At 60.7% G+C, this 11386-nt stretch carries 8 protein-coding genes; 2 read left to right on the top strand and 6 right to left on the bottom strand.

Going from position 1 to position 11386, the window contains the following annotated elements:
* Window positions 1-2198: 2198 nt before the first annotated feature.
* The 6 genes from VGG64_18690 to VGG64_18665 form a co-directional block, all read right to left on the bottom strand.
* Window positions 2199-3011: a hypothetical protein gene (locus tag VGG64_18690; protein HEY1601635.1), complete on the bottom strand. Its 813-nt coding sequence runs from the start codon at window positions 3009-3011 to the stop codon at window positions 2199-2201.
* Between the two features lie 108 nt (window positions 3012-3119).
* Window positions 3120-4172, bottom strand: coding sequence for a bifunctional DNA primase/polymerase (locus VGG64_18685; GenBank protein ID HEY1601634.1), 1053 nt, complete (start codon window positions 4170-4172; stop codon window positions 3120-3122).
* 239 nt (window positions 4173-4411) lie between these two features.
* Entirely contained in the window at window positions 4412-6175 is a 1764-nt protein-coding gene (locus tag VGG64_18680) for an AAA family ATPase (protein ID HEY1601633.1), read from the bottom strand.
* Between the two features lie 256 nt (window positions 6176-6431).
* The gene (locus tag VGG64_18675; protein HEY1601632.1) at window positions 6432-6773 is read right to left on the bottom strand and encodes a hypothetical protein; all 342 of its coding nucleotides are present in this window, start codon (window positions 6771-6773) and stop codon (window positions 6432-6434) included.
* 21 nt (window positions 6774-6794) lie between these two features.
* Complete coding sequence (locus VGG64_18670; GenBank protein ID HEY1601631.1) at window positions 6795-7016, bottom strand: hypothetical protein; 222 nt, start codon at window positions 7014-7016, stop codon at window positions 6795-6797.
* Between the two features lie 307 nt (window positions 7017-7323).
* Window positions 7324-8763, bottom strand: a complete 1440-nt coding sequence (locus VGG64_18665; protein ID HEY1601630.1) for a hypothetical protein — start codon at window positions 8761-8763, stop codon at window positions 7324-7326.
* A 425-nt stretch (window positions 8764-9188) separates the two neighbouring features.
* Between VGG64_18665 and VGG64_18660 the strand changes: the two genes are divergently transcribed.
* Together VGG64_18660 and VGG64_18655 are read left to right on the top strand one after the other, a co-directional pair.
* A complete protein-coding gene (locus VGG64_18660) occupies window positions 9189-10850 on the top strand; it encodes an FAD-dependent oxidoreductase (protein HEY1601629.1) in 1662 nt (553 codons plus the stop codon).
* Window positions 10851-10908: 58 nt separating this feature from the next.
* Window positions 10909-11386: hypothetical protein (locus VGG64_18655; protein HEY1601628.1), on the top strand; the 478-nt coding region annotated here is incomplete at its 3' end.

Raw genomic sequence — 11386 nt, 5'->3', positions numbered from 1 at the left:
CATCGCTCGTCGTCGCCATATTGGCTCTACGACGAAAATTACGCTAGCAGCCCAAAGCTTGCACTGCCAAATGTGCCCACCGCGGTAAACAAGTACTATTAATTAACCGCTCGGCGGCGCACATCGACCGTGGGGACCGTCAAAAAAGTCGTCCTGCGCCGCTCGGCAATTCACATGCGGAGTACCCAAGCAACGCACTCTGCGGCGACTTGGCTGATTATCGTCGGTGGGCCAGGACTATTTCACCGCGGTCAGCGCCATAATGGCTCGACGAATTCTGATCGACAATCGGCTCCAGGCCGAAATCAGCTGCTGCAATTCGGCGTCAAGCAACGCCAAATCGACACAGTTGGAGCGCCCGGTTTGCAGCGCCCGTGCAGCGCGGTATCCCTGGCAGAATTCGCAACCGCAATCCCTGGTGTCGGTTGCGTCAATTTCGCCGCCCGGTTCAAATCCTGCCGCCCGGTCCGATAAATCGGCCGACCTTTGCGCGCGGAGGTGCGATCCACCGACGCGCGCAAGATGGCCACGACCGCTCGTCATAACAGTCGGTGGTCGCCTGCCTGCAAGTCGCCGTTCTCGGCTCTCCGTCGGAGGCCGCCGCGCAACTGGCACAGCAGGCATGGCGGTAAGGATCCGGCAGGAGGTCAATGCTGCCATCGCCACTGAGAATGGCGCCGGCCCCTGCACCGTCCGGAATGATTTACGGCCCAGCTTCAGGCTGCTATCCGCCAGTTCAGCGCGTAACCCTGTCAAACACGCCTGCAAGTTGCTGGCTTCTGTGTCGCCACGAGCACTAGGCGGGGGTGATCTTGCCGCGCTCGCCGCGCCCGATATTCGGCTTCTGCCAGCCGCAAGCGGCCCGTGGCTTCGCGTACTTGCAACCGCCGGGCTTCCGCCGCCGAGACACCGGCGAGCCCTTCCACCAAGGTGTCGGCCAGTTACAGGATTATCTGAAGTCCCAGCGAGACCACTACTGCGGAACCGGCCAGCCGGGGCAGCGGTCTGCGGATCGAGCCGGTCATCCTCGATCTACGCTAGAGCACCCGCAGCTACTCAGTGAACTCTCAGCGCAAAGCTCCATAGGCCCTCAGGATGCCGCGGCATTGCGTTGGTCCCGGCCTATCTTCACTGTTATCGGAGCACTGGTGGCCGGCTACATCAAGTTCCACGCGGCAGAGGGGCGGTGGGGGGTGTCAGGGCCAGAAACCAGTCGTGCGATTTGGTGGCTTACACCGCCCAACGAGCCGCCGATCACGCCGTCAAGGATCATGAACGAACCGTCCACGCATCGACGGGCCATGACGACGTTTATGGCATACTCGCTAAGCATATGAGCTGAATATCGCATTCGGCGCCCCGCGTACAGCCATAATCCCGGTGATTTTCGCCGTTGTAACTCTTGTACCGATGCATGCGCCGGCTCCTTCACCGGCGGCGCCGAAACCGGCTTTGCGTTGACTTTTCGCGACATGGCGGCCAGCACGGGCGCCCGGTTGTAGGCCGCCAGGGGGGCGGCGGTCCGGCGCAATGGTCCGTTGTCCCAGCTCGGCCCCGGGACACCGTATGTGCCGGCACCTCGTAATTGGGCGTGCGGCCTGGGATGGACTGACCGCACGCTGCCCTCCCGGGCGGGCGAGGGTGTGTCATGCCAAGCGCGATGGCCACTGGGGCGTAAGCCGAGTCTGCAGGTTGCCCCGTTGGTCGGCGCCACGCTGTGATTTAATAGGGGCATTTCCACGCTGGCCATGCTGCCCGCCGCGGCGGTTTTGGGTGCCGCAACTCGCATCTCATCCGGCTGCCACCCACCATTCCCCCTGCCAGCGGGATACAGAAACGCAGCCAGTTTGGCACAAAACTGCTGTCGGTACAGGGTTGGATCAAATTTATGGACCTTTAGCCCACCGTCTAAATTTAGGTCCTCGAGTACGGATGGGCTGGGTTTCCCAGCGTCTGCCCCCTTCACCGTACCATGAACTGGGGGTGGGACCGTGCTCTCCTCGAAGGACGATGGGCCCAGGATCAGGTCGATCCACGCTGAGGAATCTGACCTCGGCACACAGCCGTTGGGATAATTGGCCAATTTCTCCAGGGCCCGGATGAGGAGAGCAGCCTGCTTCTTCCTTGCGATTTCACCGGTGGCACGTGACGCTCTTTTTTGCCGGCCACCCCGCAGAATTGGCGGGTCGTCACCGTCGTCATTGGTCGATATCGAGTTGGCCAGCGATTCCAGGCATCGAGTTTCGCAGCTTGAGCACCATCTCGATCCAAACCAAGGCCTCGAGTAGACGCCGACTGTTCTCGCCGGCAGTTTGTGAGAGGTGGGCAAGTGTCTCGATTGCCTCTCTAACCTGCTGCTCCGTCCCCGCGGTTACATCATCCGGGGACATTTCGAGAATGCGCGTGGTCAAATCGTAGGTGTCGCTGAAAAAAGCTCGATCGAAGATGCTGGATAGGGACTTCGCCATGCGGATAGCCTGTTCGAAGCCGGCCTTTACGCTCCGTGGGGGCTTGGGTGTGCGCTGAGCGTTATCGGCCGCTGGCCGGCCGAGAATCTCGTTCCGCAGCCGGTGTGGGCTCCATTTCTCGGCAATAGTGCAGGCGGCCAGCTTATCTCGCTCAGCTGCTATGGGCACACTGATCAAATGCAGGATGTGTCCCCAGGTGATCTCGGGATGCTGGACGAGGGAACGATACTCCGCTTCGCTGTATGTATGTGCGAGACGCTGTGGGGTTCTCAGCTGCTGAATTTCAACAGTTAACGCGTCCGCCAAAAACTGCATTTGGCTTATGAGCCGAAAGCGCTTTCCTAGCGCTTCGGTCTCTATCCGGCAGTCCCGCAGGATTTCTCCGATCGTATAGTACGAGTGCAGACTTATTTTCCAGCGTTCATCGAAGATCTTCTTCAGCTTTTTGAATTTCGGGCGTAGGTCTTCGGGCAGCTCCTCGATAGCCGTTTGCCGCGTCCACTCCGGGATTCCACGTTGTCCAGCCCTCGGTTTGTTGTCCATCAGCCCTCGAGCGGGCCTGCAGTTGCTGGCCGGCGCAGCTGACAATTTGCCGTGTTCTGTTATGTTCGTGTTCAAATCTTTGCTCCAAGAAAGCTGTGGTGGATCGAGTTAGAGACTCATCCGCCCGAGGAATCCTCGAATAGATCCCCGACGATGAAGTGCTCGGCCATACGATCGAGCGCTGCCGATGGTTTTCCGGTGGAGGCTCTCCGCCGCTCGTTTGAAGTCGCCGCGGTGGTTTAGAATTGCGAATGCGGAAAACTTGGTGTAAGAGCGGCCGGCCTCGAAGGGCTCGGCATTTTCGGAAAACACATGCAGCAAATCTCGCCCGGCGTAGTTCGCGGTTGCGCTCTGGCCCTGATTCTTGCCCGGCCGACACCAGTGCTCCTCGCCACCCGCATCGACTCCGACCAGGGTCCAGCCGTGCGGTTCTAGAATTTCGGCCCAGGTTGCATACGCGTTGAACTGATCACCGGGCCGACTGCAGTTGACGAGCCTACGACGTTTTGGCCTGCGTGCCAGTTTCAGAGCTGGTCGCAAGGGCCTATCCAGAGCCTTCGCGGCATCCAACAAAACGGCCCGCTCGGACACCGTGACGGTGGGGACCTGGCTGAGATCTTTCTCGTTAACGAATACGTACGGCCGCCGGCTGGGATGGCACCCAAGTGGCGACGGTGGCACGAGGCAGTAGCCGCCTTCGCCCTTGAGCTCGATGAGGGTCTTATTTTTTTTCCTGCCGGTAGACGGATCATCGATGACTGTGCGTGCAAGTTTCTGGCTGCCGCCCCCGGCAACGGAGCGGAAATAGGCGTGCATGCCCGGCCGCGGCGTCTCGACAAACACTAACCGGTCAAGCAGCCCCGGAATGCGCTCTTCCACGTATCTGGCCCAGGGTTCGACCAAGTCGATCGTATCTAGGTCGATGATCTCCAATCCGCCACTGACCGCTCCGCCAACGACAGCGATGCCGTAGAACGTCGCCCAGCCGAGGTCGCTGTACCATGCGTTGATTTCGGCCGAGGTCGGCCGCCGTTCTAAGAACGGCTTCCACGAATGCTTCAGACGCCGCTCCACGTCGTTCCACGCTTGGGGCAACAGCTGCCATGCCGGTGCCTTGGTTCCATCAGCTTTCACCGGGATGACGGATAGCCCGGCGGCCACGTAGGCATGAGCCTTCGCTAGGACGGCGGCTACCGTTAGCCCGGGGGCCATAATGCCAGGCGAGGTGTCGGGGGGTGTCTCGTTTTCGTACATGGTTGATCTCCAGGGAGCATATCCACTAAGGCAGGCGGCGCAGCAGGGTGCCTATTACCATAGGCACCCATGCTGCGCGCTGTGCCCGCCATAGTGTCCACGGAGCGCGCATGCGCGCAGGCTGCGCGCATCGTGCGCCTCAAAAATCAATCCTCACCCGCCCTACCCACATCTCCCCCACCAGTTACAGCTGCCCCGCTGCTCGTCGAACCTCCGGCCGACAGTCCAACCCGATACCATCGCCGAATGTTGTTCGTTCCGCCGTTGCGCCGCACGTCTTCGCACCGCACAACCTGGCGCCTCTGCAACTCGGGCAGGAGTCGCCCTAGTTGCGTCGCACCGATGCGGGGCAGCTCAGCATCACGGCTCATGGCATTGATCGTGGCCCCCGGATGGTGCTCTAGGTACTGCAAGATGCTGTTCTCGTGCTCTCGACCCAATAGTCGCTGGTCGTGCTCGCGTTGCCCCTGCTGCCGCTCGAAGTATTGCGTCTCGGTTTCGACATCGACCTGCCAGAGATCGTGCCGTCGCCCCTCCGTGATGGCGACGCGGAAGGTTCCACCCGCCTGGAGCCCGCTGCCGGCGGCGCGCAGCCAGAGGACACTCTGCCGTGTCAACTCGTCGTAGGGCTCAGCGCGGTTCAAGGTGATCCACTGCCGTGCGTGATTTGTGATTGCCGGGTAAGCGATGTCGGTAAGGTCGAGCGGGCTGCGGGCCCGTTCGCTGGATAAACGCGTGCGGTCGCCCGCGGTGTGGTGCACCAGCACCAGCGTGCAGCCGGCCTGCCGGCAGACACGGGCCGCGCGGAGTATTACCTGGCCGGCAACTGCCATGTTGGCCAAGTCCTTCGCCGCTGAGCCGATGGCCATGCTCAACGGGTCGACGAAGACTACTTCGAGGTGCTCACGGAGGATGATCTGGCGGAGGCGCTGGACGGATGCTGGATCACTCAGGTCGGGAACCTGGTCGTCCCAAAAAATATTCGCGCCAAGGAGCGCCTCGAAGGTCATGCGCTGATCGCAGGCTAGGCGATTACGCTTGGAGGCCGCAATCACATCGTGCTTATGCAGCAGTGTTTCGGCTCCGGATTCGGCCGAGAAAAAACCAACGCGGCGAGGGCGAGAACATGACCAGTATTCGTAGCTTAGCCAGGGCGTACCGGTCGCGATCGAGATCGCCGCGTCCAGGCTCGTAAGTGTCTTCAGCGATTTGGTGGCCGCGCCGATTACCGCGAGCTGGTGGGCGACCAGCACGTCACCGATAATCTCCTCGCGGGTCTGCGTCCGCTGCCGGAATTCAACCGTGCTGAACGGCCCAGAGCGCTCGGCGCCGGCGCGGAAGTCCTCTATCTCCTGGCGGATCTGTTGGACGCCCACCAGAACCTGCCGGGGCGGCTCGCCGTGCTCTTCCGCCCAGTCCGCCCACGCCTGGGCATCGACCCGATCCGCCAAGTAGTGTACGAGCACATCGGCAATGGCTTGGCGGCCCGCCGTTGCATCAGGCGGAGCGCCACAGTAAAAGGAGTTGACCAACGCCCCTACTTCGTTGCCTGTGACTTGCGGGTAGTCGAGAGAGCCAGTCTGCAACTCGACAGCAGTTAGGTAGAGCAGCTCCCGGTCGTCAAGATGTCCATGCTGGCGGTGGCAAAAAGCGCAGGCATCCCAGAGCAGCCCATGCAAGCCTTGCTCACTTGCGATCATCGCGGCGGGAACTGGCGTGTCCTCGCCCACACTGCCGACCTGTAGCGCGTCGCGAAGCGTGTCATGCCGAACAACCGCCCGCAGTGCGTAGTTGAGAAGTTCTTTTGGCAGTGCTGGAAAGCGGTCTGTCGACGTCGCACCCCAACGCGCTTGCGCAGGAACGTGGCCATTATTGTTTATCTGGCCCGAATCAGTAGAATTAGTCGACATCGTTTCCTTTGGTTCACCCGCCGGGGCGGCAACCCCGGCGGGCGCGATTGTTGCGATCGGCTGCACGCCTGCAGCCTGCCAGCTTTTGAACCATAGCGCCTTTGGAATGCAGGAGTTATGAGCTCAGGTCCTTGAGGTGGACCGCTCTCCTCAGTCGTTGGCGCGGTTGACAAAGTGCCTTCAGTCCAGATCACTAAATCTCGGCCGCCCACGGACCGCCGACATCATCTGCACGCGGCTCGCTCAGGCTCGTGGATTATCCTCCCACGTTGCCAGAAGGGGACGACCAGTTAGCCAGCGCAATGTTCGTCGGAGTCTGCGCCGCCCATCCGTTGAACGCGTGGCAATACGCGCAGCGGACTGCGATGTGCTTGGTGCCGTCGGCGAAGATCCGCCACGTGTATAGCAGCATCGGCATGTAGCAACGGATGCAGTAGCCAGCACCCGGTGGAATTGGCGGCATCGGACGTGCGGCCTGCGGCTGGAGCGCCTGACCGTGGCTGTATAGCAGCAGGCGGTTGGCAGCAGCATCCGCGTCTGCGCCGCGGTAGTTTTTTTTGCTGTTGTTCAGCGATGCCGGGCTAGGAGAATTGAACACAGTCGATCCCTTCTACGTCGCTCATTCGCCAGTCCCGCCAGGTATGTCGGGTTGCTGTCGTGGGTCGAAAGTCTCCGCTGATCGCTGCGCCGCTAATTCCCAGCGCCGCAGTACGGCGAAAAAACCAGCCAGATTCTGCTTGATCTCACGGGCATCATCGGTAGATATCATGCGGTTCGTGCGTCGTTGCCAGAACTCGCGCACCGCGTCAATGCTAGGATCGCGGTCGCGCTTTACTGGCACGGCGTAGCCTCCGCCGGAGGCAGCAGCCCACGAGTACGCAGGACGGACTCGATGGTCGCAACGTAGCTGGGAGGGATCCGCCGGCAACGGCTCACGACGGGACAGAGTTCGCCGTCAAGCACCCGTTTGTAGAAGAGCGACGAAATGACGTGCGGCGGCACCGAAGTGCCAGCATTATCCCCAATCTGGCGGGCGCACTCGCCTACGGTCAGATCTCGCACGGTTTTGCTCCGCGTGGTGGTGGTGGTGGTGACCAACACCATCTAAGCGGGACAAAACCTCTCCGATTGTGGAAAGAACCGCTCCGTTAATCGAAGCCGTCGAATTCCCATTCCGGGCAAATCGGTGGAAGATAGGTGAATTGGGCCCTGACCTCGTCGTAATCCATTGCCTCGCGGATATGGTTTGCAAAATTGGGCATACGCTTTGCGCTGTCTTCTGCCACTTGTCGAAATCCTCGTTTGACTCTCGCTATCGCTTTGCCGATTTGCGATTGAAGCGGTCTAAGAATTGCGCTCATGTTCCGCTGCAGCTGCTGCCTCTCGTCCTCCAGCTCACTACGCTCGAGATCGCTCGTTGCATCTTCTATCTCGTGCTTCAGTTCGTTGAGCCGAGCGTAGAGTGGTTGCAGTTCACCCCGAATCGCCGCGCTGGTGCTCGCTTGGCCAGTCATTGACGGGTCCAAAATATAGGAACTCTCAACATCCGAAGGCGCATGCACCGAACCACTCGAACCAGCCAGGTCGAGATCCCCGGCTAGTTCGAGAACGTCGATCCTTCCCTGCCGGATTAGCGTGCTCAGGCGGACCGCCTGCTTACCCTTAATTGTTCCGGTCTCGTCGCCAAATCGCACTACAATCGTTGAAGAGTCGAGTTTCTGCATCTTATATTTGCTAGTCATCCCATGATCGACGGCGGTGGCTTCGCACCGGTACAGTGCTACAAGCCCCTGCTCCACCCAGGCCATCAATTCTCGCGCTGGATAACACAGCCCGAACAATTCACCTAATCGGTCGCCTTGGGAGCGCGGTTCTTGGTCGGGGGCGTGAAAATCTACAGCTTCGCCCGCCCACATGAAAACCAGCCGTGTGATCTCTTGGGATCGCCGCAACCCCCTCGCATCTTGGTACGCTGCAATCCAAAAAATAATACGGCAGCCAGCTTCATCGGCGTTGGCCGTACCTGTAAGCCATGCAGTTGCGGTTTCTGTGTCTCGGCTGGCCAGCGGCAAGCGGTGAATTGGAGGATCAGGAATATCGCGTCGTTGGAAATAGTCAGCGCCGTGGGTTGACACCACCCTGGTCGCCCAAGATGCAAATTGTCCCAGGAGGAGGCTGCGAACCTGGGTTATTGTTCGATGCCACGCCGACGTGAAGCCTCGCAATCCTGTTTCATCTTCATCTCGGCGCATCACCAGATTGAGCTCGGTCGATTCAACCCACTCATCCGATGTGCATGGCATCTTGGGGGCCGGACCGGTGAACTCTGTTTCAATTGCGGCCCATTTGGCCGAAATCGTCCCCAGCTCCCGGCTGAGAACCAAAAATTCATTGCGGGAATCGCTCACCATAACCGGTGCCTCGGCCACACCCAGACACGCAGGAAGCATCGCACTCATGACTTTAACGGGGCGGGCCACCGTTGCAACCTTCGCCTGTAGGAGAAAAAATGGCGTAAGCATCCGGGCCCGACCTGAATTGGCAAATGGCGAAATGGCGCCATTTACAAGATCCGGCTCAATTCTCATGCGGCAAGGTAGCTTTTGAGTGCCGCTAGGATCTCCTCTCTCGCATGCCCTGACGAGGCCCCTAAAGCGGTTCGATACGCGTCGACCCAGGGACCCTTCATCTAGAGCCTGCCGAAGCCTTAATTTAGGCTATTTGCTGGCGGTGCGGCCCCAGGAACTCGAGAAATCCGGTGATGTCACCGGATTCCTCGTTCCAGCGAGCCGGCACTGCATGGCCCCGTTCTCCTCTCTTCGGCCACCAAACTGAATCGGGGGCCGATCACTCACATCAATCGCTGAGCCCGGCAACGATGCCCTGAGTTTGGCGCGATCGTTTACGATTTGCCCCGTTGGCCGGGCTGGTTGTACGGTTCATAATCGGGCCGGGATGACTGGGAGCCGGCGGCGGTTCGGGCGCGGGGAATGCGATCGAGGATTTTGCAGCGATGTTGACGCGTGGTCTGTCGCGAATCGCGTTGGGGGCTTCGGTCGTCTGTTGGGCGTCCGTCGGCGCGCTGTATGCCGAGCCCGCGCTGACGGAGGCCGATGTCGTCGTCTTTGGGGCGACGCCCGCCGGTGTGTGTGCGGCCGTCGCTGCGGCCCGCGAGGGGGCGAAGGTCGTGCTCGTGGAACCGACCGCGCACGTCGGCGGCGTCAATACGGGCGGGCTCTGCTTCAGTGATTCGAACCAGATGTGGCGCACAGCGCTGCGGGGCCTGTTCGAAGAATTTCATCTGCGCATCGAGCGCGATTACCAGCAACGCGGCGTGAAGCTGCCTTATGCCGTTGGCGAAAAGAACCAGGTTGCCTGGACGTACGAGCCGTACGTGGCGGCCCGTGTTACCAGCGCGATGCTCGGCGAAGCGGGCGTGACGGTTCACATCAAGCAAGAGCTGAAAGACGTCAATCAAGACGGCGCGCGGATCAAGTGGATTGAAACCGACAGCGGGCGTCGGTTCGCGGCGCGCACCTTCGTCGATGCCACCTACGAAGGCGATCTCATGGCGGCGGCGGGCGTAACGTGGACGATCGGTCGTGAAGGGCGCAACGAGTTCCACGAACCGTTCGCGGGCAAGCAGTACCCGAAAAAGCCGATGCCTTTCTCGGGCTTCGACGCCGCAGGGAAACTCTTGCCGCTAATCACTGCCGCCGACCCTGGGCCCGACGATGCCGGCGACCGCAACGTAATGGTCTACAGTTTTCGCCTGTGCGTGACCGCGAATGAGGCCAACCGTGTGCCGTTTCCGCAGCCCGCGCATTACGATCCAGCAAAATTTGAGGCGGTGCGGCATTATTTCGCGGTCGCGAAGCCCGACTTGCCGTGGGACCTGTATCCGCTACCTGGCGACAAGGCCGACGCGAACAACGGCATCGGCAAGCAGTTTTCGATGGGCATTGTCGGAGGCGGCAACGGCTGGTGCGAGGCCGACGCCGAAGGTCGTCGCCAGATTTGGGAAGCGCACAAGCAGTATACGCTCGAATTGATTCACTTCTTCACGACCGACCGGGCGGTGCCGGCGGCGATTCGCCAGCAAGTTGCGAAGTACGGATTGTGCAAAGACGAGTTTGCCGAGTACGGCCACTGGTCACCGCAACTCTACGTTCGCGAAGGACGGCGAATGCGGGGCCAGTACGTGTTGACGCAGGCCGACGTCCTCAGTACGAACATCAAGCCGGATGCCATCGCGCTGGTTTCCTTCCCGATCGATTCGCACGATTGCCGGCGCGTGGCACGCGGCCAGGACGAAGTCATCAACGAAGGCACGATTTTTCCGTTTCGCTTCGACCGGAACGAGCGGGCCGGGCCGCCGTATCAGGTGCCGTATCGAGCAATCACGCCCCGAGCCGCGGAGTGCGTGAATTTGCTGGTGCCGGTCGCCCTGTCGGCAACGCACGTCGCCTATTGTTCCATTCGCGTCGAACCGGCTTGGATGACGATCGGCCAGAGTGCCGGAGTCGCGGCGGCGCTGACGGCCAAGAGCAACCAGGATGTGCAACAGCTCGACTATGCCGTGCTGCGAGCGCGGCTGCTCGCGCAAGGCCAGGTATTGGACTTTCCGGCAGAGTACAAACGTCCGGCGACGGTGCCTGCACAACCGGGCAAGTGATTTGCCAGTCACGGCGACGGGCGAACTTGAAGAATCTCACCCTAGTTCGAGGGTTGCCATGAATCCCATCACGCTGTGCCTGCCGTTTGTGCTCTTGGCTGTGGAAGCCGATAGGCCGTATACGAGTCCCAAGTCGTCCAGCGCGGAGTATGGACATGGTCTCACGGCCCAGGAAGCAAACGATGGTTGGATCAGTTTGTTCGACGGTCGAACGACGTTTGGATGGAATGGGAGCATCGTCGCCGGCGAAACGCTGATTGCGGGAGAAACGACGATTTACTTTGGATCAAGCGAGATCCGGGCAGATGTAGTTCGGGCGGGGAAGATCGTGGTGGGCGACAGGACGATTGAAGTTACCCCAGGGCGTTTCGCGACGCGCGTGGACGGCGAGCAGGGGTTCCGCATCCGCCTGGCCGGAAGTGTTGGCCTGCGAACGCTCACGTTGCGACCGCTCAAAGTTGTACCGATCTTCAACGGCAAAGACCTGTCGGGCTGGACGATCATTCGCGCTCCCCGGACTGCTGATGCACAGCAGA

Source organism: Pirellulales bacterium, from assembly GCA_036490175.1.
GTDB lineage: Bacteria > Planctomycetota > Planctomycetia > Pirellulales > JACPPG01 > JACPPG01.
The sequence above is the reverse complement of the archived record's forward strand: the minus strand, read 5'-3'. Positions and strand labels throughout refer to the sequence as shown.